This is a genomic window from Brevibacterium sp. H602, assembly GCF_051172395.1.
GTDB lineage: Bacteria > Actinomycetota > Actinomycetes > Actinomycetales > Brevibacteriaceae > Brevibacterium.
Map to the genome: position 1 here is coordinate 1 of NZ_JBPIZD010000001.1, position 22,892 is coordinate 22,892.

Consider the following 22,892-nt stretch of genomic DNA (forward strand, 5'->3'; position numbering starts at 1 on the left):
AGGTTGCTGGGCCGCCGTCAGGTAGTAATTGGTCAGTCGATGGCCTCTTCGAGGTCGTGGTCGAGGGCGATGACTCCGTAGCTCCAGCCCTTACGGCGATAGACGACGGACGGCTTGCTCGACTCTTCGTCGATGAACAGGTAGAAGTCGTGTCCGACGAGTTCCATTCTGTTCAGCGCCTCTTCGATGCCGATGGGCGAGGCGGTGAAGGTCTTCTCTCGCAGCACCACCGGCGAATCGCCTTCGGCCTTGATGCGACCGTTCGTCTGATCGACGCTCTGGTCAGCTGCAGACTTCGAATCGTCTGCGTCCGCATCGGGAACCATCGGTTCGGCCACCGGCATCTTCGCCAGCACCTCGGCGGTGGATTCCTTGCGGTGGTGTCCCGACCGCGGCACCTTGTGCCGGTCCCTCGCTCGCCTCAGTCGTTCGACGAGCTTCGCCCATGCCAGATCGAGTGCCGCATATTTGTCGCTTGCCATGGCCTCTGCCCGAATTGCCGGCCCTTTCGCCACTACCGTGAGCTCAACTCGCTCGCTCGTCTCGGGCTGGCGGGAGTTCTTCTCGTGTGTGACATGCACTTCGACACGCTGAGCGCGAGGGGCAAGCTGCTCGACCTTGGCGATCTTGTCCTCGATGTGGGCTCGAAAGCTGTCGGAGATGGTCAGTTGACGGCCGTTGACAACAATATCCATGATGTGTCCTTAGCGACTCGCTTGTCGGATTCATCCGATCCCATGCCCTTGGATGGGTAAACACCGTTATACAGTAAAGGGAGAGACAAATCGAGTGCCCCCGCGACCGAGACCGAGAACAGCTCCTACAGCGGGTCTGATCTGCACCGATGCTAGCAGACGTGCGCTTTCTGCCAAGGTTGCGCCGGTGGTGGAGAAGTCATCGATGAGCAGGTCCGTCGGCGCGGATTCGGTGCCCGACACGGGACCGGCTTCCGAGATCTCAGCGATTCTCCTCCGGTCCAGATATTGGGTCCGCTGCGCATTCTGTGCCCGCTCGATCGCCCCGAGTCCGACCTGGTCACGCGATCGTTTCGCCGCGAGCACATCGTGGACTTCCAGAGGCAGCTCCGGCGACAGTTCCTTCGCCCGATTCGCCAGGGCCGCCGTATGCGATCCGCCTCGACGACGTCTGGCCCGATCCGAACTTGGCGCCGGAAAGAGCCGGATCGCCCCACCCGCGTAGGCGATGAGATCGAGGGCGGCGACGATCGACCGGGTCAGCGCCAGGGCCAAGGGATCGAGGATGTCCCGGCGCCCGTCGTCCTTAAAGCCGACGACCATCTTCGAGATCTGCGAGTTGTATTCGCAGACCCCGACGATCGGAATCGTGCCGTAGCGTGGTTCCATCGCCCGTGGGATCCCACCGAGCAGCTGCAGGCAGCGGGTGCACAGGGACACGTTCTCCCGCCCGCACCCGGCACACCGACGAGGCAGGAGCAGTTCGCCGAACTCCCCGAGCAACCCCATGGGAGCAATCTACTCCATGCCCACACCAGTGCGACGGCACGTTGCTGCCCTCCGAAGCAGCCACGCACCGCCGACCGACGGTTCAGCACGGAACGGAATGTCTCCGTGGCTCAGCAGGGACAGGCACTGCTGCGTGGGTCAGCCGGGATAGGAGGGATCCTTCGCTTCGACGTCGACGAGTTTCTGCCACGCGTTCGAGTTGTAGCTGTACAGTGCGCCATCGGAACCGGTCACCAGGATCGAGCGTCCGTCGACTCCGCCGGCGATGCGGCTTCCGTCCGAGACCTCGCCGAGCTGTTCGGCAGGTCCGGTGACTCCCATGCGGAACGGCTGCGCAGTTGGGCCTTCTTCAGCGGCCAGAGCCACGAGAGACGTCGAACCAGCCCATGAGACGTCCTTGATCTCGTCGAAGTTCGCACCCACTTCGATCGGCGTTTCGGAGACATGTCCGGACGGATTGCCCGCCTTGTCCCTGGGGATGCCGACCACATCGACGCGATCCGGCTCCCCTTTGTTCCGACTGAGCAGAGCGACACGAGTGCCGTCTCGGGAGACCTCGATATCGATGAGCTGCCGACCATTGAGGAAATCGGCGGCGACGGTGGAGGATTTGCCGTCACGCCCGACAGCCTTGAGCTCGCCCTTGTTCTCGGCCTCACCCGTCCACGTCGTGTTGAAGCGGTCGATGCTGGGTCGCACGAGCTTCTTGCCCTTAAGGATCGGAGTGGCGTCGACGGCGTCGGACTTCAACCGCATGAGCTGCTTGCCGTCGTCGGCCAGATAGACGTAGAGCGAGTCGTCCAAAGACACCGCGGGATCGCTCGCTTTCGCCTTCTTCAGATTCGGACTGTTCTCGACCTTGGCCACGGTCGTGCCCGAGACCCGGGAGAGGTGGTCGTCGGCGAGGACCACGGGAGGCCCGTCCACCTGGACAGACGTGTCGGTCTTCGGCTGCAGGCTGGCCGGAACCGTCTGTCCGCCGATGCTCAGATCGATTGCCGAGATCGAGGGAATGACCTGCAGGGTGGTCGCGATCTGCTGACGGATCAGTCCCTTTTCGCGGTCGGACGGGGCCGGGTTCTGCGGCCCCAAGGCCACATGTGCGACGCCGTTCTCGATCGTCACCACGTTCGAATCCGAATCGCTGAGCTTTGCACCATCGGGGATCGACGTGATCACCGCTCCCGAGAGGTAGGGGGCGGGTCCGCTGAGCAGCTCGTTCATCAGCACTGTCGGAGTCGAGGAGGACCTGAGGAACCAGCGGGAGTCGGGGACGAGGTATGAATAGTCGGAGGTGAAGAACTGCAGCGAATAGTTGAGGAAGATCGTGCGGAAATCGGTCTGGCTGATGAGCAGGCCGTCCGGCGCCGAGGAGATCCTCCACTCCCCGTTCTCCTGCCGCAGCGAGAATTCAAGGGAGGAGCGAGTGCCCGGTTCGGTTGAGGTGTACACTCCGGAGGAATCGACGAGACCGACGACCGGAGGCGAGATGCTCATCGTCTTCTGATCGGAGGTCGTCCCGACGTTCAGGGAGTCGAGGTCTGTGTCATTGGACAGCACCGACACCGATTCCTGCGGGCTCCATTCCTGTGCCTCGCCTTCGGTGAGGAATGACCGAGCCACGGAGAAGTTGTTGCCGGTGCCCGCTCCTGCCCGGAGGAATCCGCGCACGATGTCCGATGGGCTGTCGCCGGGTTCGGGACCGTCAGGGATCCGCGCGTTGTTCGCACTCGCATCCCCTGAGTCGTCTTCGATATGGCCGACAGGTGATGACGTCGGGATCGACGAGCAGCCGACGAGGGTCAAGGCCGTGAACACGGAGATCAGCATGGTCTTCACTTGCAGCCCTCTGTGCTTCGTGCGCATCATGACCGCCCTCCTTCACCGTCGTCTATGCCGTCACCGTCCAGGTCCGGATCACGCGGGTCGGTGGATCGCTCCCCTGTTTCGCCCGCGTCTGTCTCGGAGCCGTTGACCGCGGCGATGTCCGCTTCCTCGGCGTCCGGCTCATCGGCCGACGCTGACGAGGCGACCGTTGTGCTCGTCTCGGACGATGACGACCGCGTGGCCGCCTCGGCGACGGTTTCGTGGCTGTCTCCGAGCATCTCCGGCTCGGTTTCGACGACGATCGGGATCGACCCGGTCTGGATGCGGACGGAGCCGTCCGAGGACAGCGGTCCCGCCACGAGCGCGGAACCGCGGATCTGCGCATCGCGAGGCGGCAGGGGCAGAGGCGAGGAGGTGATCTCCTGATCGGGGCGCCGGGGAATCGTCAGCCGGAAGCACGACCCCTCGCCGAGTTTGCCCCAGACCTGCAGCCAGCCGTTGTGCAGGTGCGCGTCCTCGAGCGAGATCGCCAGGCCCAGACCCGACCCGCCGAGGGTGCGCTTGCGTGCCGGATCGGCACGCCAGAACCGGTCGAAGACGTGCTCGACCTGCTCTTCGTTCATGCCGACTCCGTGGTCGCGCACGCTCACGGCCACTGCCTCGGCGTTGGAGGCGACATAGACGTCGACGGGGTTGTTCTCACCGTGTTCGATGGCGTTGACGACGAGATTGCGCACGATCCGGGTGATCCGCACCCGGTCGACCTCGGCCATGACCGGGGAGGACGGGGCGTGGACGACGATGGCTGTGTCCATCTGTTCGGCCACCATCGACACGGTTTCGATCACCGAAGTCACGATCGCGCCGATATCGACGGGTTTGGGCACCAGCGCCGCCGCACCAGCATCGTAGCGGGAGATCTCCAGCAGGTCGGAGAGCAGATTGTCGAACCGCTCAGCCTGCGAGTTCAACAGCTCAGCGCTGCGCGCGGTGACGGGATCGAGATCGTCGCGGGAATCGTAGATGAGGTCCGCGGCGGCACGGATCGTCGTCAGGGGCGTCCGCAGTTCGTGGGAGACGTCGGAGACGAACTGCCGCTGCAGCACCGACAGCCGTTCCATCTGCTCGATCTGGTGCTGGAGGGTGTCGGCCATATCGTTGAAGCTCTCACCGAGGACGGCGATCTCATCGTTGCCGTGGACCGGCATGCGTTCGTCGAGGTCACCATCGGCGATGAGCCTGGCCACCTCAGCACCGGTGCGCACCGGGGTGACGACGAGTCGGGTGACGATCCAGGCGACGGCACCGACGAGGACGACGAGGACGAGGGCTGCGACGAACATCGACCGCTGCACGAAGTTGAGCGTGTCCTGCTGTTCGCTGAGGTCACCGAGGTAGTAAAGCTGGAACTGGCCGGCACCCGGGATCTGCAGCTCCTGAGTGATGAGCAGACCGGGTCCGGTCCCGTCGGGCAGGCTCACCGACTGGTAGAGCTTGTCGTCGGTCGGGGCCTTGCGGATGGCGTCGCGGAGCTCATCGGAGACGGGCACCTGAGGGGCCTCACCGTCCTCGTTCGACCCGCCGGCGGTGATCGTCGAGAAAGAGGAGTTCGGGTCCTTCGGCTGCAGGGTCAGCGAATACACCGACCCGGCCGAACGGTTGTAGATCGATGACAGCTGCGAACTCAGCGTGTCCTGGGTGACCGCCTGCCCGTCGACGGGGGCCAGAGAGCGCAGTTCGGCCAGGATCGACCGGGTCTGAGAGGACAGGGAATCCAGGCGGGTGTCGAAGAGACCGCGGGCGATCTGCTGGGACATATAGGTTCCGACGCCGAAGATCGCCACCGAGGTGAGCACGATCGTGAGCACGACGATGCGGACTTGCAGGGAGTGGCTGAACGATCGGAGTATGAAGTTCCAGAACGTCTTCAGTGCCGAGGCTGCGGTGCGGACGGGTCCGCCCGCGGCTGACTCGGAAGTCACGCGGCTCGGCCGGCCTTATAGCCGACGCCGCGGACGGTGACGATGATGTCCGGCTTCTCCGGATCGCGTTCGATCTTCGACCGCAGACGCTGCACATGGACATTGACCAGTCGGGTGTCGGCGGCATGACGGTAGCCCCACACCTCTTCGAGCAGGGTCTCGCGGGAGAACACCTGCCACGGCTTGCGGGCCAACGCAACGAGGAGATCGAATTCGAGAGGGGTCAGCGACACCGGGGATCCGCCCTTGGTCACCGTGTGGCCGGCGACGTCGACGACGACGTCGCCGACTGTCAGCAGCTCGGGAGCCTGCGGTTCGGAGATCCGCAGCCGAGCGCGGACACGGGCGATGAGCTCCTTGGGCTTGAACGGCTTCGGCACATAGTCATCGGCACCGGATTCGAGGCCGAGGACCACATCGACGGTGTCGGACTTCGCCGTGAGCATGATGATCGGCACCGTGGAGATCTCACGGATCTCCCGGCACACTTCGAGTCCGTCCTTGCCGGGCAGCATGAGGTCGAGGAGCACGAGGTCCGGATTGACCTTCTGGAACTCTTCGAAGGCCTGGTCTCCGGTGGCGCAGAAGAAGGGCTCGAAGCCTTCGCTTTTGAGCACAATTCCGATCATTTCGGCCAAAGCCGTGTCATCATCAACTACGAGGATTCGAGCGTTCATGCTCCCATTGTCCCTTATGTTCGCGTGTTCTTCGGTTCTCGACACTCCTAGCCTATCGGGCGTTGTCGACTGCCTCATGCACCGGATCCGGCGACAGCAGCGGCCGACGCTTCTGCCGCTGCCCCGCACCGCCCCCTGCAGAGAATCGATAACGACCCGCGACCGACCGCCGGAACCAGCCTCCCGACCTCACTGCAGGCCGCCCCTCAGACCGTCCTGCAGTCCGTCCCCGGACCGCCCCCGAACGCCAAGGATCGACAGGGCCGACGCGCACCTGATCCGACAGGGAGGCCTCTCGGCACTCGCCGGCGAATCATGGCAGGATTGGCGTGATGGGACAGACGAATGCATGGACCTCGGAGGTCGACTGGCACACCGGCCGGTGGCAGCGGCGTTCACCGTCCCCGCCCTCCCGCGGGTGGCAGCCGCCTCCCCCACACGGTCTCCTGCCCAAACGTCCGCTGACTTTCATCGAGGCGCTGGATTCGGGATTCCGCCTGCTGCGTTTCGTCCCGGCTCTGTCCATCGGCTCCTCTCTCATCGTCTTCTCCCTCTGGAGCCTGCTGCTCACCGCGATCGGCGCCCTCATCGCAGTGCAGTTCCTGCCGTTCTTCAACGACCTCAGCGGCAACGAAGATGCCGCCTCCGGTTTCATCGCCCTGGCCCAGCTGGGATCGGTCGCTCTGAGCCTGCTCAGCCTCGGTTTGGCCCATCTGCTCTCCGGCATCATCGCCACCGGAACCCGCGCCTCCTTCGGCGCCCGCAGGACCACACTGTCGATGGCGTGGAAGTCCCTGTCCGGTCGCCGCCTGCGCCTCATCCTGGCCACCCTGCTGATGAGCGGAATCAACCTCGGACTGCTGTTGGCCCTCACCGCCCCGACGCTGCTGTTCCTCGGCGCCGATTCGGCGATCCTCGCCTTCGTCTGGGCCGCATTGGCCGCCCTGCTGTGGTTCGTCGCGCTCATCTGGGTCAACCTGCGCTTAGCGTTCCTCGGTTCGGCGATCGCGGTCGAGGACCTGAGCATCCGCGCCGGAATCCGACGTTCTTGGAAACTGACCGGGCGCGGCTTCTGGCGCATGCTCGGCCAGCTGGCGCTCGGTTACTTCCTGTCCAATCAGCTCGTCCAGCTCGTCATCACCCCGATCGTGTTCGTCATCTCGGTTCTCCTGGGCGTCGGCATGACGACGACCGCCGAGTCGACGACGGCGCAGGCGGGCATCGCCATCGTCTCCGTGGGTCTGCTGCTCGCACTCACGCTCATCTCCTCCGCCGTCCTCTTCGCCTATTTCGCCTGCCTGGTCACGGTCTGCTTCTTCGATCAGCAGATGCGCTCGGAGGGGCTCGACCTCGTCCTCATCCGCGCCGAGGAGGACCGATGATCCTCTCCCCCATCACCGAGGCGGCCGGCCACCTCCACACCGCCGCGTCATCCCAGCCGGGCGCGGCACAGCTTCGCGCCGCCGCGGCGAACATCGACCGGGACACCGGCCGCGAATGGGTCGAGCACGAACTCTCGAAACCGGAATACGCCGCCAACGACCTCACCCCCTTGGAACGGATCGGCCGGTGGCTGTCCTCCCTGTGGGATTCGCTCGTCAGCGCCGCCCTGGGCGCGAACTCCCCTTGGCTGCTCATCGTCGTCGTCCTCGGCCTCGCCGCGATCGTCGCCCTCATCGTCTGGCGCGTGCGTCGGGCCGGATTCCGCCGCGTCGGCGTCCCGCTGTCCGCATTCGATCCCGTCGTCTCCCAGCCGGAACCGGGCCCGTGGCGCGAGAGCGCGGCCCGGGCCGCCCGAGCCGGGGACTTCGAGACCGCGGTCATCGACGAATCCCGAGCGATCTTCGCGGTCCTGTCCGTCAAGCAGATCGTCTCGCTCGAGTCCTCGGCTACGGCGAGTGAGATCGCTCGTTCCGCCGAGGCGGCCCTGCCCGAGCACGGACCCGCCGTCCACGATGTGGCCGAGGTCTTCAACGACCTCCGCTACGGGGAGGAGACCGCGGCGAAGGCACGTGCCGACCGCAGCCTCGGCGAGGTCTATGCGGATCTGTGCACGCTCGACCGGACGCTGAGCGCAGTGCCGGTCCGCCGGGAGGCAGCCGTATGAGCGCACAGTTGGATGTCGCCGCCCGCGGCACCCGGTCGACCTCGCGGATTCCGCTGCGCGCTCGTCTGCGGTCGGCTGCGGTGTGGATCGTCGCGGCCTTCGTCATCCTCCTCACGGTGATCGTGCTCGTGCTGCTGACCGGTGACGAGGAGTCCGCAGAGCCCCTGCACTATGACTCGACTGAGCGCACCGGCACGAAGGCGCTCGTCGAAACCCTGCGCGACCATGACGTCGATGTCACCACCACCGAGGATCAGGAGCAGGCCCGCTCGGCCGCCGCCCGGCCCGACACCACCCTGCTCATTCCCGCGAACGCCGCGGCGCTGTCACGCGGAGACATCGCCGGCCTCGAATATGCTCTGCGCACCCACGGCAACCGCCTCGTCCTCATCGATCCCGGTCCGACGGTGTCGGAGTTCACCGACCGGATCACCGTCAACGACAATCTCAGCCCGTTGGCCGATCCGGAGGCCATGTCCGCGCCGTCCTGCGACTCCCCGATCGCCCGCAGCGCCGGTGCCGTGTCCACCGGCGAGGTCGAATACGCGGAGACGACGAAGGGCACCGAGGGGATCACCGCCTGCTACCCGTTCGCCGGCCCCGGGGTCGCTGAGATCGACGGCACCGAGGTGGCCCCTGGGTCTGCGCGCGGACAGTTCGTCACCGATTCGGGCGGTTCCGTTCCGCTGACCGTGCTCGGCAACCCCGACTGGGTGACCAACGAGAACATCGATGAAGAGGGCAATGCCTCCCTCGTGCTCTCGCAGCTGTCCCAGACGCAGAACCTCGTCGTCTACTATCCGACCATCGACGGTTCTGGGCAGGAGCAGTCGCCTCCGTCGACGATCGATTTCGTGCCCGGCTGGTTCCTCGCCGGAGTCCTGTGGCTGGTCCCCTGCCTGCTCGTCCTGCTGCTCGTCATCGGGCGCCGGTTCGGGCCGCTGGCTCTCGAACGTCTGCCGGTCATCGTGCCGGCAGTGGAGACCGTGTACGGCCGGGCCGCCCTGAGCTCGCGCAGCCACGATCGCGACGGCGCGCTGCACACTCTGCGGGCCGGAGCACTGCTGCGCATCGCCCAACGACTGGGCCTCAGCTCCGATGCCCGCACCCCCGACATCATCGCTCGCATCGCGACCGTCACAGGAGCCGATCCGGGCCGTCTCCACCATGTCTTCGTCTCCGCGTCGGCTCACACCGACGCCGAACTCACCGAACTCGTCCATCAGCTCACCCAGATCGAAAGTGAGATCCCATGACCCAGCCGCCCCAGGGCCCCACGAACCCTCAGGAACCGGTTGCCCCTCAGCCGCCGGCCGCACCACGGCCCCAGGAGCCGGTCGCGCCGCAGACCTCCGCCGCGGGCAGCGTGCAGACGCCGCAGGCTGAGCCGGACCCGGTCCGGGAGGCGTTCACCGGTGTGCGCACCGAGATCGCCAAGGCCGTCGTCGGCCAGGACCAGGCAGTGACGGGATTGCTCATCGCACTGCTGTGCCGAGGTCACGTGCTTCTCGAAGGGGTTCCCGGAGTGGCGAAGACTCTGCTCGTGCGCAGCTTCGCCGCCGCGGTCAGCCTGGACAGCTCCCGCGTGCAGTTCACTCCCGACCTCATGCCCAGCGATGTCACCGGTTCGCTGGTCTACGATGCTTCCGCCTCGGACTTCTCATTCCGTCCCGGCCCGGTTTTCACGAACATCCTCATCGCCGATGAGATCAACCGCACCCCGCCGAAGACCCAGTCGGCCCTCCTCGAAGCGATGGAGGAGCATCAGGTGTCCGTCGGTGGACACTCACGCAAGCTGCCTGAACCGTTCCTCGTCGCAGCAACCCAGAACCCCGTCGAATACGAAGGCACCTATCCGCTCCCGGAGGCTCAGCTCGACCGGTTCCTCTTCAAGCTCGTCCTCGACCTGCCCGAGCGGGATCACGAATTCGAGATCCTCGACCGCCATGCCCGGGGCTTCGACGCCGGGTCCCTGGCCGCGGCAGGTCTGCGTCCGGTCGCCGATGCCGAACTCATCGGCCGGGCCCGCGAAGCCATCGCCAAGATCTACATCGCCCCGCAGATCATCACCTATATCGTCGACCTCGCCCGAGCCACCCGCCAGACCCCGTCCCTGGCCTTGGGCGTCTCACCTCGCGGAGCGACGAGGATGCTCGGAGCCGCCCGCGCTCATGCGTGGCTGAGCGGTCGGCACTATGTCACCCCCGATGACGTCAAAGCTCTGGCCCATATGTCTCTGTCGCACCGGGTCATCCTGCGCCCCGAGGCGCAGATGGACGGTCTGGACGTCGGTCAGGTCCTCGATTCGATCATCGCCACCACCGAAGTGCCCCGCTGAATGACCACCCGACTGTTCCTGCTCACCTTTCTCGGTCTCGTGCCGATCATGCTGGTGCCCTCATGGCCGACTGCCATGATCGTGGCCGGGGTGATCGTCCTGGCAGCGGTTCTCGATTTCTTCTTCGTCCCCCGGATCCACGGGTTGGAAGTCCAGCGCACACCGGGACCGATGGTCCGCCTCGGCGACAGCACCCACAGCACGCTGACTCTCATCAATGGGACCGGCCGCCGGCTGCGCCTCCACGTCCGCGACGCCTGGGCACCGAGTGCCGGGGCGGTCGAGACTCGTTCTCGTCACGTGCTGGAACCGGGTGAGCAGACAGAGGTGATCACCGAGCTGGAGCCGACTCGACGAGGCGCGCTGCCCGGCGATCTGGTGACCGTGCGCAGTCGCAGCATGCTCGGGCTCGTCCAGCGGCAGAAGAGCATCGATGTTCCCGCCTCTGTGCGTGTTCTGCCTCCTTTCGTGTCCCGGCGTGAGCTGCCGTCGAAGAAGCAGAAGCTGCGGGAGCTCGAGGGACGGTCGGCGGTGATGATCCGCGGGATGGGCACGGAATTCGATTCGCTGCGCGACTATGTCGACGGTGACGATGTCCGGTCGATCGACTGGCGGGCCAGCGCCCGCGCGCAGAACCTCGTGGTCAAGACCTGGCGGCCGGAGAAGGATCGTCGCGTCGTCATCGTCGTCGATTCTTCCCGGTTCGCCGCCCGTCGCTGTGGCGAGGGAACGGTCTTCGACGCCGCGCTCGAGGCTTCGCTGCTGCTGACGGCTCTGGCCACGGGTGCCGGCGATCGGGTCGATGTCATCGTCGCCGATGCCCGGGTGCGGGCCGTCGCGTCGAGCCATCGGGCTCATGATCCGGTCCATGACCTGTCGGTGGCGCTGACGCCTGTGTACCCGGAGCTCTACGAGGCGAACTGGGAGTCGATCGCCGCGGCGGTTCTGCAGACCTCCCGGCAGCAGGCGCTCGTCGTCTTGGTCACTCAGCTCGATGAGGCGACAATCGCCGAGGACATCCTGCCCGTGCTGCCGACTCTCACGACTCACCACCGGGTCGTCGTCGCCGGAGTCGAAGATCCCGCGCTTGCGGTTCTGGCTGCCCGGCGCGGCGACGTCGACGACGTCTATACGGCGGCGGCCGCCGAGGCCGAGATGCTCGCAGCGGCGTCGCTGCAGTCTCGGCTGCGCGGACTCGGTGTCGCTTGCGTCCAGGCTCTGCCGGAGAAGCTTCCCGGAGCGTTGGCCGATCTCTACATCCGACTCAAGGTCACCGGCGGCCTGTGACCGCGACCCCGCTCAGCGGCGAACTGTCAGCGACAACTTGATCAGCGATCGGTGGAGATGACCGAGTATCCGGCCAGATGCTCGTCGAGATCGGCGCTGAGTCCGGCTGCGGCGGCGCGCTTGCCGAAGTGCCACGCGTAGACGACGACCGCGGCGGTATAGGCCACGCCGATCGCGATCTTGACCGCCGGCGGAATCGGGTTCGGGGTCACGAAGCCCTCGATGAGTCCCGAACCGAACAGCAGCAGCACGAGACCGCCGGCGACGACGAGCAGTGACCGAGCTTCGGAGGCGAGCTTGTCGCGACGCGGCCTGGAGCCCGGCACCACCCAGGCGAAGAAGAGACGCAGACCTGCGGCAGCGGCGAGGATGATGCAGCTGATCTCCGGGATCCCGTGCGGAAGGATGTAGAGGAAGAAGTCGGAGGCCCGGTCGAACTCGAACATCATCGCCCCGGAGAAGCCGACGTTGACGGCATTCGAGAACAGTCCGACGATGACATAGCCGCCGGTGATGCCGAGGAGGACGAACTGGACGGCGATCCACGCGTTGTTCGTCCACACGCCGACGGCGAAGAAGCCGTTCGGGTTCTCTTTGTAGTAGTCGACGAAATCATGTTCGGCGAACTGACGTCGGAACTCTCGATCCCCGAAGGTCTCGAGCACTTCCGGGTGCGTTCCCGCCCAGATGCCCGACAGGACGGCGACGGCGAGGAATCCGGCGGCCACGATGACGAAGTCCCACCGCAGCCGGTACAGCGACAGCGGCAGACTGATGACGAAGAACCGTGCGAACCCGGACAGTCCTCCGCTGGGCACGGACGAAAGATGGTTGCGGGAGCGGTGGACGATCGCCGAGAGCCGAGCGGCTTCGAGAGAGTCTGGGGCCACCGTCGTGATCCGCGACAGATCCTTCGACGCGGTCCGGTAGAGCTCGAGGAAACGGGTCGTCTGCTCGGGTCTCAGCGTGTTCTTCTTCGCCAGTGCCGAGAGCTCCAGCCAGTCATCACCATGCAGCTGGGCCAGCAGGTTCGGATCCATCCCTCCACCCTATCGGAGACGACGCATGAGCACCTCCGACGCGGCGAGAGGCTCACGGCATGCTCTCGGCGAAACGACTGCCTCGGAACGCGGCGATATGACACGATGGCCGGGTGAGTAGTCTGATCACCGGTGAAGCCGTCGAACTCAATGTCCAACCGGCCGCTCTCGCGGCGCGGGCATTGAGCTGTCTCATCGACTACATCGTCTATTCGCTGGTGAATATCGGTCTGCTCATCGCCATGTTCTGGCTCATGCTCAAGGTGCTCGATCTCAACGGGCTGCTCCTCGGTTCGCTCATGACTGTCATGACGATCTTCGTGTTCGTGCTGCTGCCGATGCTCGTCGAAGTGCTCAGCCATGGTCGCTCGCTGGGCAAGCTCATCCTCGGGCTGCGTGTGGTCCGCGACGACGGCGGCGCGGTCCGGCTGCGCCATTCCTTCATCCGCGCTCTGCTGTTTCCGTTCGAGATCGTCTCCAGCGGCGGCGGCATCGCGGCGCTGTCCGGTCTCCTCTCACCGCAGGCCAAGCGCCTCGGCGACTATCTGGCCGGAACCATCGCCGTCAGCGAACGCAGCCGACCTCTGCCGCCCATGCACACCCATGTGGCCCCTCATCTGCACGAGTGGCTGAACAGCACCGACGTGACCGCGATCCCCGATGGTCTGCATCGGCGCATCGTCGCGTTCCTCGCCATGGCGCCCCAGCTCGGTGCGGAGTCGAGGTGGCAGCGAGCGATCGAGCTCGCCACCGAGCTCAATCCCTATGTGGCTCCGGCCCCGCCGGAGGGAACGTTTCCCGAACAGTTCCTGTCCGCGGTCATCCATCGGCAGCGCATCGCCGAAGTCGAGAAGCAGCGCCGAAGGACCGACCGTGCAAACGCATTCCGGTCCGGGGTCGACACGCTCCCCCACGGTCTCAGCCTCACCCGCCGCTGACGCCTCAGGCTGACTGCCCGCCGCTGACGAGGCGGCTCGACTGCCACCGGTCGGCGGAGCGGACCTCGACCTCGACCGGGTTCGCCCACTCCGCCGCCGGGCCGAAGAGTTCCGGCAGTGCTCGATCAGTACCGGTAGTGCTCGGGTTTGAACGGTCCTGCCACGTCGACGCCGATGTATTCGGCCTGTTCCTTGCTCAGTTCCGACAGCTTCGCCCCGAGAGCCGGCAGGTGCAGGCGCGCCACCTTCTCGTCGAGCTCCTTCGCCAGCCGGTGCACCGAGTTGCCGTAGTCATCATGGGCGTTCCACAGCTCGATCTGGGCGAGCACCTGATTGCTGAATGACGCACTCATCACGAACGACGGATGACCGGTGGCGTTGCCCAGGTTGAGCAGGCGCCCTTCGGAGAGGACGAGGAAGTCCGTGCGGTCGCGGCCGAGTCCCGCCTCGGCGGGCACGGGCACACTCCATTCGTGGACCTGCGGTTTGATCTCGATCTTCTCCACTCCGGGCAGGCGGGACAGCCCTGCCAGGTCGATCTCCTCATCGAAGTGGCCGACGTTGCCGACGATGGCCCCGGGTTTGAGAGTCTGCAGCACATCGACGTCGAGGACCCGGGTGTTTCCGGTCGTGGTGATGATGATGTCGGCGTGGGGAGCCACCTCGGCGAGGAGGTCGACCTGGTAGCCGTCCATCGTGGCCTGCAGCGCACAGATCGGATCGATCTCGGTGACGATGACGCGCGCACCCTGCCCGCGCAGCGCCTCGGCGGCACCCTTGCCCACGTCGCCGTAGCCGATGACGGCGGCGATCTTTCCACCGATGAGGACATCGGTGGCGCGGTTGAGTCCGTCGGGCAGCGAATGGCGGATGCCGTAGCGGTTGTCGAACTTCGACTTCGTCACCGAGTCGTTGACGTTGATGGCGGGGAACGGCAGAGTTCCCTGTTCGGCGAGGCGGTAGAGGCGGTTGACTCCGGTCGTCGTCTCCTCGCTCACGCCCTTGATTCCGGCGGCCAGACGGGCGAAGCGTCCGGGGGCCGCCTCGATGGACGCGGCGATCTGCTTGAGCAGGACCTTGAACTCCTCCGAGTCCTCGGCGCCGGCGGTCGGCACTCCCCCAGCGGCTTCGAATTCGGTGCCCTTGAGCACGTACATGGTGGCGTCGCCGCCGTCGTCGAGGATGAGGTTCGGTCCGTCCGCGAAGTCGAAGATCTTGTCCGCGGCCCACCAGTACTCTTCGAGGGTCTCGCCCTTCCATGCGAAGACGGGGACGCCGGCCGGGGCCTCAGGGGTGCCGGATCCGACGACGACGGCCGCGGCGGCCTCGTCCTGCGTGGAGAAGATATTGCAGCTGGCCCACCGGACGTCTGCACCGAGTGCGACGAGGGTTTCGATGAGGACAGCGGTCTGCACGGTCATGTGCAGGCTGCCGGCGATGCGGGCCCCGGCCAGCGGAGCCGTCGAGGCGTATTCCTCCCGCAGCGCCATGAGGCCCGGCATCTCCCTTTCGGCGAGGCGGATCTGGTGTCGGCCGGCCTCGGCCAAGCTGAGGTCGGCGACCTTGAAGTCAGTGGAATCGAGCACGGTACCTCCATACGGCGGGCTGTCTGATCGGCTTCGAGTCTATTGCCGGGCAGGCGGCTTGTCGCGTCATGCTCGTTCTGCGGACAGCGAAGACCGTCAGCGAACGGTCATATCCCTACCGCCCTATTGCCCTACCGCACTACTGCCGAGAAACGGAAGCAGAGAACCGGCTGCCGTCGATCCAGCTTCAGGCCCGAGCGTTGAGGAAGTCCGTGACCTGGCGGGTGAGCGCGTCCACCTGCGGCGAATCGGCCGCTTCGACGTTGAGCCGGACAAGGGGTTCGGTGTTGGACTTGCGCAGGTTCACCCACCAATCCGCACCCTGCAGGCCGATTCCGTCGAGGTCGTCGACGGTGTTCTCGGGGAACTCGCCGGCATGCGCGGCGAAGTCGGCGAGCACAGCGTCGGGATCGGCGACGGTGAAGTTGATCTCCCCCGACTGCACGAACCGGTCATAGTCGGCAACCAGCCGGGAGGCGGGGGCGCGCGACTCGGCGAGGGCGGCGATGAGGTGACAGGCGGCGAGCATCCCCGAGTCCGCCCCGAAGAACTCATCGAAGTAGAAGTGAGCCGAGTGTTCGCAGGCGAAGACGGCTCCGGTTTCGCGCATGAGCGTCTTGATTCCCGAATGGCCGACCTTCGACCGCAGTGCGTGTCCGCCGGCGGCGGTGATCGTCTCGGCCACGCTGCGGGAGGTGATGAGGTTGTGGATGACTGTGGGTCGGTCGTCGCCGAGTGCCCGGGCCCGTGCGATCTCGCGTTCGGCGACGAGTGCGCCGACGGCCGAGGCCGACATCGTCGCGCCGGTCTCGTCGATGAAGAAGCAGCGGTCGGCGTCCCCGTCGAAGACGAGACCGAGATCGGCGCCGTTGTCGACGACAGCGCGTGCCGCGTCGACGAGGTTCTCGGGTTTGAGCGGGTTCGCCTCGTGGTTGGGGAAGGTCCCGTCGAGCTCGGTGAAGAGGCCGATGACGTCGAAGGGCACCGAGGCAGCTCCCGCGTCCGTGCCGAAGACCTCCCCGAGGAGGCGCCCGGCCATTCCGTTTCCCGCGTCGAGCACGATCGACAGTCCCGTGACCTTATCGACGTGGGTGAGTTCGCGGATCCGTGCCGCGTACTGTTCCCGCATCCGGGATGCGGCAGTCTCGTCTTCGGCGATGGTCCGGCCGTCGGTCTGCGGTGCGGTGATCGCGAGTTCTCTGACTCGTGAGAGTCCGGAGGCCAGGCTGACTCCGGCGGCGCGGGGTCCGCAGATCTTGATTCCGTTGTAGTCGGCGGGATTGTGGCTGGCCGTGATCATGGCTCCGGGCAGATCGAAGATGCCCGAGGCGAAGTAGAGCTGATCGGTCGAGCACAGGCCGAGCAGGACGGCTGTCGAGCCGGCAGCGTCGACTCCCGCGGCGAAGGAGTGGGCGAATCCGGGGGAGCTCGGGCGCATATCGTGGCCGATGACCACCTCGGTGGCGGTGTGGATCTCTGCCATGGCTCGGGCCGTGGCCCAACCGAGGGCGAACAGGATGTCGTCGTCGAGCTGGTCGGGAATCCGACCGCGGATGTCATAGGCTCCGACGGCGGCGTCGAGGGCGGCCGTCCGGGCCTGTCCGAGTTCGGAGTCGATCAGGATCTGCTGTGCGGGTTCGATTCGGGTCGAGCTCGGCTCTCGGTGGCTCATGAGTCGCCGATGATGCGCAGGTGACCGTGTCGACGTCCCGAGGCGGCCGGATCGTCGGCCGGTCCCGGTGCGGTCCGGGCCGGGGTCTGATCGGCACGATCGGCGGCTTCGCGGACGGCGTCGGCGATCGCCAGCAGGTCGTCATGGCTGCGTTCGGGCGGGGCCTGCCCGGAGTCGATCCGGATGAGCTGCCAATCCACGGGCGGGGTCAGCTTCGCCGCATGTTCGGCGCACAGGTCATGAGCGCCCGGTTCGGCGCGCCTGCCCAGAGGTCCGATGACGACGGTCGCATCGGCGTGCACGTACGTCATGGTGGCGGCGGCGGGGCGCGAACAGCTGACTTTTGAACACATTCTCACGGCTGACACAGTCCCACACTCTACACGCCGCGCCCTGCCGATTCGCTCAGGCACGGCGGCGCCGCCCGTAGAATGAAGTGCTATGAGACCAAGGCGACATCGCGACCGACATGGGCGGGGTCTGCGGTCTCCGCTGCACCGGGCCGAGGTGCCCGCGCGGCTGAGTCGGGCGGAGAGTTTTGCGAAGGTCGCGGCCGCCGAATTCGCCCGCATGCGCAGGCACGAACCCGTTCTCCTCGCCGAGGTGGTGCTGGCCGTCGATTCCGTGCCGCCGGCGAGTTCGACCGAACCGAGCTTCGGCCGTGTGTTCCCGGCGGCCGGGGACCGTCCCACCCATATCGTCCTCTATCGACGGGTGATCGAAGATCATGCCGGTGCTGAGGCCCGGGATGCACTCATCGCCGAGGTGGTGGCGGATCAGGTCGATATCCTCCGTCGCACCTGAGATCGACTGTTCCAACTGAGATCCGCCAACACCGCAGAAGCTCAGCTCACAGGTGCTCGGTTCGCGGGACTCCCGTTCACGTGTGCTCCGAGCACGAGACCTCAGCCGAGCCGGATATCCCGGTAGGCCACGCCTGCCGGGGCAGGCGCCGGGACGACCGTGGAGATTCCGTCCTCGGTGGTCACGACGAGGGTCGCATGCACCCCATCGGACTGTGAGCCCGAGGCTTGGGATCCCTTGAGGACGAGTGCGCGCACCGACTCCTCGGAGACGTCGCTCGGATTGAGCACGGTCGTTCCCGTCGGGTTGAGGTCGATCGATTGAGGATCGGTCAGCGTTCCGTCGTCGAGCATTCCCTGCACCTGCACATGTCCCTGACCGGGAGAGAGGTTCAGGGAGGACTCACCGGTGCGAGGAAGCGCCAGAATCTGGGTCTCGGCGAGGGAGTCGGTCGACGGGATGCTGCCGAAGTCGGCGGCTCCCTTCCCACCGTCTTTGCCGATGAAGGCTCCGGCCTGGACGCGCTGAGAGGATTCGACGACGAGACTCGTGGCGTCGAGATCCCCGAGGTCGGCCTCGGCGACCCCGCGACCGACGACGGTCATCGAGGAACGGGGAATGTCGATCTCTCCGTCCGGCCCGTACGCCTTCAGGGACACCTCGGCGAGGTCACCGCTCGGGTTCGCGACCCGGACTCGCACATCTTTGCCGCTGAGCCCGGTGAGCACCTGCTGGCGATCGGCTCCTGCCCCACCGGCCGCGAGGTCGATGCCCTGCGGCTTGAGTCCGTCGAGGACGGTCTCCTGGACGGAACCGGCCAGGACTCCACCGTCGACGGTGACGTCGACGGCAAGAGCCTCTGCCCCTCCAGCCAGACCACCCAGCGGGACGGCACGCTGCTGACCTGCCTTGATGCTCAGTTCAGTCGGTTCGGCGGATTCGCCGCCCGGGGTCATGAGGGCAACCTTCGCCTGGACGGGAACGTCTCCCGGGTTGCTCAGCAGCAGCTGCGAGTTCGAACCTGTGGCTCCGGATCCCGCGACGATCCGGAAGCTGCTCGATGCCTGGGCACAGGTGAGGGTGGCGAGGCCCGTGAGGTCACCGGAGCTGCCTTCGACGGTTTCGAGACCGGTCGTCAGGGCAGGAGCCCCGGGGCGGGCGAAACCGGTGACGAGCTTCGTCGAGTCGATGCTGTCGTCTCCGGAGACGAAACCCTGGCCGGAGGGATTGTCGAAGTCGATCGAACCGCCGAGATCGGCGACCTGGAGACGAGCCGAGGAGGTCGAACCGTCTGCGGCTCCGATCGGTGCGGAGGCGGAGACGACACGGGTTGAGACCTTCGAGTCGTCGACGAATTCGGCATCGGTGCCTTCGGCTTCTCCGGCTGTGAGCAGGGGGCCGGGACAGACGACGCGGGTATCCGCGGTGGGCATGCGCACCTGTTCCGGACTGCGGTCCAGCGTGCCGGGGGTCAGCGGGGTGAGGAACGAGGTCATGGCCACGAGCACCCCGGGCACGGCAATGGCCGCGAAGGTGACGATGCTGCGCTGGTGCTTCATGCCTTCTGCTCCTCACGGCCGGGCTTCCGCGTCACATTCCCCGCCCGGCCGAAGGGGATGGCGACGATGAGGCTGAGCAGTCCGAGCACCCATCCGACGATGACGCCGATCGGGTAGAGCGGTGAGTTCAGCGAGATCTCGACCGTTCCCCCGGCTGCGGGGAGGTCGAATTCGCTTGCCCACGCCTCTTCGCCGGGCTTCGGCTGCGGCAGCGGCTCACCGTCGATGCTTGCGGTGATGCCGTGCGCTGCATCGGCGATGGTCAAGGTGCGCCCCTCCTGACCGGACGGCACCGTTGCGGTGGTGCCTTTCATCGCCGCCGTTGACACCTTCCCTTCGGCGTCGCGGATGAGGAATCGGCCGCTGTAGGGTTTGTCGACGCGCCACAGCTGTCCGGACGAGGTCGGTCCGACCGGCAGGAGGCCCTCGGAGACGGATACCGAGTTGGTCAGGCTGCCGGCATCGGGGCCGACGAGGACGAAATCGACTCCGAGTTCACCGAGGATGCTGCCGAGGTCACCGGAGTCATCGGCCGAGAGCGCGGACGCGGCCTGAGCCACGAGCACCTGGTCGGGGGTGATCGGCAGCGGGCGGCGCTGCCACGGCCACCCTCCCACGGTTTCTGCCGAGGTCACCGTCGATGTGCCCAGCACCGTGCCGTCGGCGGAGGCGATGAGGGTGGCCAGAACTTCTCCGTCGACATTGTCCAGGCGGAGGGTGCGAGCTTGGGTCTCCCCCGCGGCGCGGTCAGCGGCCAGTGCGGGGACGTTGCTGTCTGAGGTCGCGGTGACCGCTTCGGGCGAGGATGTGGCCCGTCCGGCGCCGATGGCGATGAGCCCGATGGCCGCTACGGTCACGAGTCCGACAAGGCCGCGCATCGGCAGCCGGCCGGATGCCGCGGAGGCTCCCTTGGCCGAACTCTTCGCAGAGGACGAACCGGTGTCTCGGCTGCGCCCGGGGCGGCGACCGACGGTGCGGTCGGCGCCGAGGGACAGCAGCAGGATCGATCCCAGGCTGACCAGGGTCAGTCCCGCTGCGGGGTATGAGGCGATGAGGTGGAACGGTCCCGTCTCCGCGGGCAGATGCACCTGGATCGCGGCGAGGATGAGACCGCCGACGTAGAGTCCGACCGCCCAGGTCAGGCGAGAGAGTTCGAGCCGGGCCTCGATGAGGGTGAAGAAGGCCAGGATGAGCATCGGCAGCATCAGGACCGGAGCCCAGAGCTCGAGGGTGCCGGCAGAGACCCCGCCGAAGCCGAGATCTGAGATCAGCTTCGTCAGCCAGGACATGTCGAGCGGAGCGGGGAACCCGACGGCGAGCAGATAGGTCGGGGCGGACTCGGTGGCCGTGGTCTGCCCGGGCATCGTGAGAAGAGTTCCCGGCTCGCGGACGACGGCCCACAGCCACGCCCAGCCCAGGAACACGGTCGGGGCGAGCAGCCACAGATGGCGGAGACCGCGACCTGCCACCAGAAGCACCGCGGTGCCGAGGACCGTGGCCAGCAGGAGCAGTGGAATGCCTGCGGTGATGACGAACAGCAGCAGGCCGGTGCCGGCTGCCGCGGCGATCGATCCGGTCGTCAGGCTGCGGCGCAGAGTCAGCACCGCCAGCGGTGCACAGATCCAGACGAGGATCACACCGAGGCGGCCGTCCGACAGCGCGGCCGTGAACAGCGGAGACGCGATCCACAGCAGTGCGGCGAAGCCGCGCACCCACCGCCGCGCCAGCACACTCCCCGCGCCCGCGTACGCGGTGATGGCAGCCAGGATCGGCGCGGCCAGCAGCAGGGAGCGGACCATGACATCGACATGGCCGAAGAAGAGGAGGGAGAGCACGCCGAGGACGAGGTGGTAGGGGTCGGCCGGCACCGCCGCACCGGTCGAGACGTCGAGGTGACGCCCGAGGAGACGGTCGACGATCTCGCCGAAGCCGATGCCGGTCGAACCCAGGGCGCCGCCGGCGAGGTGGCCGGGGCCGAAGAGTCGGAAGCTGATGACCCCGCTCATCACCACGGCGGCGAGGATCACATAGGTCAGGGGTGCCCGCAGCAGACTGGAACCGCCGGAGATCTCCAGACGGGAGAAGGAGTCGATGGCCTCTTCGGTGTCGCCGACCGGGTTGAGTTCGGCATCGGTGTCGGGACCGCCGGTGGGAACCTCGGCCGGGCGAGAGTCATAGCTCTCACCGCTCATCGTCCGGCGTTGGACGGCGAGTTCTTCGTCATCGGCGTAGAGCGCGGCGACATGTCCGGTGTTCGATCGTCTGGCCACACGGTTGCGACGGGCGTTGGCGCGTCTCAGCGGGGCGGTCGTCGACACATCCGCGGGAAGACCGATGAGCGCACCGAAGTGCCACCCGGCAGGTCGGAAGTTGTTCGACAGCAGCCCGCCGACGATGCGGCCGAGGTGGCCGAGCGCCAGAAAGCAGAACAGTGAGACCAGCCCCTGACCGGCGAGGCTGAGGCGGTAGCGCTGCTCAGTCCGGATCTGAGTCTTCGACCTCGGTGGGTGGGGCGAGGAGCCGAGTCGGGCAGCGGACGCAGCCGAGATCTCCATCCGCGCGCGCGGGGCCAGCAGCACGCGGGCGCCGAGGTCGCGCAGACGACGGGAGTATTCGAGACCGGAATAGGCGGGGCCGAGAACTCGGGACGGTGCGCCGATGCGCTCGAGTTCGGTGGTGGCCATGAGCAGGCCCGGCAGGTCGAGACCCAGTGTTTCGATCTGACTGTCGCGCTGCCCCTGGTCGATCTCCCCGGAGCCGACGGGGTTGAAGCGCTCCCCCGCCGAGGTGGTGCTCACTCCGGCGGAGACGATGCGCCCGGAGCATATGAGCTTCGGTCCGACGGCGGCGATGGATTCCGTCTCCCCGATGGCGTCGAGCAGCTCATCGAGGCAGTCTGGTTCGGGACGGGAGTCAGGGGTGAGGAACCACAGGAAATCCGATTCCGCGATCTCCGGCATCTCACCGGCTTCGCGGACCGTCCGCCCCCCGAGATCCACCACGGGGATCTCGGGGTAGTGCGGACGCAGAGCTGTTTCGAGCTCGACCTTGCTGGCATCGTCGCCGGAGACGACGATGGTGACGGCTTGCCTCACACGACCTTTTTCTTGAGCCGGCGGCGTTCGCGTTCGGACATTCCGCCCCAGATGCCGAAGCGCTCATCGTTGGCGAGCGCATATTCGAGGCATTCGGAACGGACGTCGCAGGAGGCGCAGACCCGCTTGGCTTCACGAGTCGATCCGCCCTTCTCCGGGAAGAACGCCTCGGGGTCGGTCTGAGCGCAGAGGGCCTGGTCCTGCCAGGACAGTTCGCCGTCGTCTGCGGCTCCCAGCAGCAGGGACAGCGGAGAGACGGCGGAGTTGTCCGGCGGCAGCGGCGTCAGATCACTCGGATCGACGGCCAGCGGATCCGGCAGCGTCTCGGGTGTACGTGCTCCCGGTTCGATGAACCAGTCTTCGGCACGGCGGGAGGTGACTCCCGGTGCGGCGGTGAAGTCTTCTCTCTCCCGCCATTCTCTCTGTGCACTTTGCACGGTTTTCCCCTTTCTCACGCTCGAGCAGGTCCAGTACCGTGACTGAGGCGATCAGTCCG

Annotated in this window: 19 protein-coding genes; 7 read left to right on the top strand and 12 right to left on the bottom strand. The window is 66.5% G+C overall.

Translation table 11 applies throughout. From position 1 onward, the window contains the following. Nucleotides 1-32: 32 nt before the first annotated feature. The 5 genes from hpf to mtrA all read right to left on the bottom strand — a co-directional run bounded on the left by hpf (nt 33) and on the right by mtrA (nt 5,970). Complete coding sequence (gene hpf / locus ACSBQT_RS00005) at nt 33-695, bottom strand: ribosome hibernation-promoting factor, HPF/YfiA family (protein ID WP_410710323.1); 663 nt, start codon at nt 693-695, stop codon at nt 33-35. Nucleotides 696-761: 66 nt separating this feature from the next. Next, a complete protein-coding gene (locus ACSBQT_RS00010) occupies nt 762-1,484 on the bottom strand; it encodes a ComF family protein (protein WP_410710324.1) in 723 nt (240 codons plus the stop codon). Between the two features lie 138 nt (nt 1,485-1,622). After that, nucleotides 1,623-3,353, bottom strand: a complete 1,731-nt coding sequence (locus tag ACSBQT_RS00015) for an LpqB family beta-propeller domain-containing protein (protein WP_410710325.1) — start codon at nt 3,351-3,353, stop codon at nt 1,623-1,625. Next, complete coding sequence (mtrB, locus tag ACSBQT_RS00020) at nt 3,350-5,293, bottom strand: MtrAB system histidine kinase MtrB (protein ID WP_410710326.1); 1,944 nt, start codon at nt 5,291-5,293, stop codon at nt 3,350-3,352. Before mtrB ends, ACSBQT_RS00015 begins: the two co-directional genes overlap by 4 nt. Continuing rightward, a complete protein-coding gene (mtrA, locus tag ACSBQT_RS00025; protein ID WP_264801242.1) occupies nt 5,290-5,970 on the bottom strand; it encodes an MtrAB system response regulator MtrA in 681 nt (226 codons plus the stop codon). The genes mtrB and mtrA overlap by 4 nt, the downstream gene beginning before the upstream one ends. A gap of 332 nt (nt 5,971-6,302) precedes the next feature. On the opposite strand from mtrA, the gene ACSBQT_RS00030 reads away from it, so the two are divergent. Genes ACSBQT_RS00030 through ACSBQT_RS00050 form a run of 5 tightly spaced genes read left to right on the top strand, consistent with a single transcriptional unit; the run spans nt 6,303 to nt 11,702 of the window. Beyond that, nucleotides 6,303-7,352 (top strand): hypothetical protein, encoded by a 1,050-nt coding sequence (locus ACSBQT_RS00030; RefSeq protein WP_410710327.1) that lies wholly within the window; start codon nt 6,303-6,305, stop codon nt 7,350-7,352. Then, a complete protein-coding gene (locus ACSBQT_RS00035; protein WP_410710328.1) occupies nt 7,349-8,077 on the top strand; it encodes a DUF4129 domain-containing protein in 729 nt (242 codons plus the stop codon). Before ACSBQT_RS00030 ends, ACSBQT_RS00035 begins: the two co-directional genes overlap by 4 nt. Beyond that, a complete protein-coding gene (locus tag ACSBQT_RS00040) occupies nt 8,074-9,333 on the top strand; it encodes a DUF4350 domain-containing protein (protein ID WP_410710329.1) in 1,260 nt (419 codons plus the stop codon). The genes ACSBQT_RS00035 and ACSBQT_RS00040 overlap by 4 nt, the downstream gene beginning before the upstream one ends. After that, nucleotides 9,330-10,415 (top strand): AAA family ATPase, encoded by a 1,086-nt coding sequence (locus tag ACSBQT_RS00045; RefSeq protein WP_410710330.1) that lies wholly within the window; start codon nt 9,330-9,332, stop codon nt 10,413-10,415. Before ACSBQT_RS00040 ends, ACSBQT_RS00045 begins: the two co-directional genes overlap by 4 nt. Beyond that, nucleotides 10,416-11,702: a DUF58 domain-containing protein gene (locus ACSBQT_RS00050; RefSeq protein ID WP_435000550.1), complete on the top strand. Its 1,287-nt coding sequence runs from the start codon at nt 10,416-10,418 to the stop codon at nt 11,700-11,702. It abuts the gene before it with no gap. 41 nt (nt 11,703-11,743) lie between these two features. On the opposite strand, the gene ACSBQT_RS00055 is transcribed toward ACSBQT_RS00050, so the two are convergent. Beyond that, on the bottom strand, nt 11,744-12,742 hold the full coding sequence (locus ACSBQT_RS00055) for a stage II sporulation protein M (RefSeq protein ID WP_410710332.1): 999 nt from the start codon (nt 12,740-12,742) through the stop codon (nt 11,744-11,746). A 113-nt stretch (nt 12,743-12,855) separates the two neighbouring features. Here ACSBQT_RS00055 and ACSBQT_RS00060 point away from each other — a divergent pair, with 113 nt between their 5' ends. Further along, nucleotides 12,856-13,680: an RDD family protein gene (locus ACSBQT_RS00060; RefSeq protein ID WP_435000551.1), complete on the top strand. Its 825-nt coding sequence runs from the start codon at nt 12,856-12,858 to the stop codon at nt 13,678-13,680. A 125-nt stretch (nt 13,681-13,805) separates the two neighbouring features. Here the strand turns inward: ACSBQT_RS00060 and ahcY are convergent, their stop codons facing one another. The 3 genes from ahcY to ACSBQT_RS00075 all read right to left on the bottom strand — a co-directional run bounded on the left by ahcY (nt 13,806) and on the right by ACSBQT_RS00075 (nt 17,291). Further along, nucleotides 13,806-15,266 (bottom strand): adenosylhomocysteinase, encoded by a 1,461-nt coding sequence (ahcY, locus tag ACSBQT_RS00065; protein WP_410710333.1) that lies wholly within the window; start codon nt 15,264-15,266, stop codon nt 13,806-13,808. A gap of 187 nt (nt 15,267-15,453) precedes the next feature. Beyond that, nucleotides 15,454-16,938 (bottom strand): phosphomannomutase/phosphoglucomutase, encoded by a 1,485-nt coding sequence (gene manB, locus ACSBQT_RS00070; RefSeq protein ID WP_410710334.1) that lies wholly within the window; start codon nt 16,936-16,938, stop codon nt 15,454-15,456. Then, entirely contained in the window at nt 16,935-17,291 is a 357-nt protein-coding gene (locus tag ACSBQT_RS00075) for a DUF3499 domain-containing protein (RefSeq protein WP_139470312.1), read from the bottom strand. The genes manB and ACSBQT_RS00075 overlap by 4 nt, the downstream gene beginning before the upstream one ends. A gap of 88 nt (nt 17,292-17,379) precedes the next feature. Between ACSBQT_RS00075 and ACSBQT_RS00080 the strand changes: the two genes are divergently transcribed. Beyond that, entirely contained in the window at nt 17,380-17,742 is a 363-nt protein-coding gene (locus ACSBQT_RS00080; RefSeq protein ID WP_410710335.1) for a metallopeptidase family protein, read from the top strand. Nucleotides 17,743-17,843: 101 nt separating this feature from the next. On the opposite strand, the gene ACSBQT_RS00085 is transcribed toward ACSBQT_RS00080, so the two are convergent. From ACSBQT_RS00085 to ACSBQT_RS00095, 3 genes are read right to left on the bottom strand one after another with little or no spacing between them, the layout of a single operon-like run. Further along, on the bottom strand, nt 17,844-19,301 hold the full coding sequence (locus ACSBQT_RS00085; RefSeq protein ID WP_139470282.1) for a DUF5719 family protein: 1,458 nt from the start codon (nt 19,299-19,301) through the stop codon (nt 17,844-17,846). Further along, nucleotides 19,298-22,396, bottom strand: a complete 3,099-nt coding sequence (locus tag ACSBQT_RS00090; RefSeq protein WP_435000552.1) for a glycosyl transferase — start codon at nt 22,394-22,396, stop codon at nt 19,298-19,300. The genes ACSBQT_RS00085 and ACSBQT_RS00090 overlap by 4 nt, the downstream gene beginning before the upstream one ends. Further along, nucleotides 22,393-22,833 carry a WhiB family transcriptional regulator gene (locus tag ACSBQT_RS00095; protein WP_276330045.1) on the bottom strand — a complete coding sequence of 147 codons (441 nt, stop codon included), beginning with the start codon at nt 22,831-22,833 and terminating at the stop codon, nt 22,393-22,395. Before ACSBQT_RS00095 ends, ACSBQT_RS00090 begins: the two co-directional genes overlap by 4 nt. Between the last annotated feature and the right edge of the window lie 59 nt (nt 22,834-22,892).

What these genes read in the sequence shown, in the direction of transcription:
- ACSBQT_RS00075 (WP_139470312.1), bottom strand. Translation starts at nt 17,291, where the DNA reads ATGTGTTCAAAAGTCAGCTGTTCGCGCCCCGCCGCCGCCACCATGACG.
- ACSBQT_RS00040 (WP_410710329.1), top strand. Translation starts at nt 8,074, where the DNA reads ATGAGCGCACAGTTGGATGTCGCCGCCCGCGGCACCCGGTCGACCTCG.
- ACSBQT_RS00085 (WP_139470282.1), bottom strand. Translation starts at nt 19,301, where the DNA reads ATGAAGCACCAGCGCAGCATCGTCACCTTCGCGGCCATTGCCGTGCCC.
- mtrA (WP_264801242.1), bottom strand. Translation starts at nt 5,970, where the DNA reads ATGAACGCTCGAATCCTCGTAGTTGATGATGACACGGCTTTGGCCGAA.
- ACSBQT_RS00055 (WP_410710332.1), bottom strand. Translation starts at nt 12,742, where the DNA reads ATGGATCCGAACCTGCTGGCCCAGCTGCATGGTGATGACTGGCTGGAG.
- ACSBQT_RS00010 (WP_410710324.1), bottom strand. Translation starts at nt 1,484, where the DNA reads ATGGGGTTGCTCGGGGAGTTCGGCGAACTGCTCCTGCCTCGTCGGTGT.
- ACSBQT_RS00015 (WP_410710325.1), bottom strand. Translation starts at nt 3,353, where the DNA reads ATGATGCGCACGAAGCACAGAGGGCTGCAAGTGAAGACCATGCTGATC.
- ACSBQT_RS00050 (WP_435000550.1), top strand. Translation starts at nt 10,416, where the DNA reads ATGACCACCCGACTGTTCCTGCTCACCTTTCTCGGTCTCGTGCCGATC.
- hpf (WP_410710323.1), bottom strand. Translation starts at nt 695, where the DNA reads ATGGATATTGTTGTCAACGGCCGTCAACTGACCATCTCCGACAGCTTT.
- ACSBQT_RS00080 (WP_410710335.1), top strand. Translation starts at nt 17,380, where the DNA reads ATGAGACCAAGGCGACATCGCGACCGACATGGGCGGGGTCTGCGGTCT.
- ACSBQT_RS00045 (WP_410710330.1), top strand. Translation starts at nt 9,330, where the DNA reads ATGACCCAGCCGCCCCAGGGCCCCACGAACCCTCAGGAACCGGTTGCC.
- manB (WP_410710334.1), bottom strand. Translation starts at nt 16,938, where the DNA reads ATGAGCCACCGAGAGCCGAGCTCGACCCGAATCGAACCCGCACAGCAG.
- ACSBQT_RS00030 (WP_410710327.1), top strand. Translation starts at nt 6,303, where the DNA reads ATGGGACAGACGAATGCATGGACCTCGGAGGTCGACTGGCACACCGGC.
- ACSBQT_RS00035 (WP_410710328.1), top strand. Translation starts at nt 7,349, where the DNA reads ATGATCCTCTCCCCCATCACCGAGGCGGCCGGCCACCTCCACACCGCC.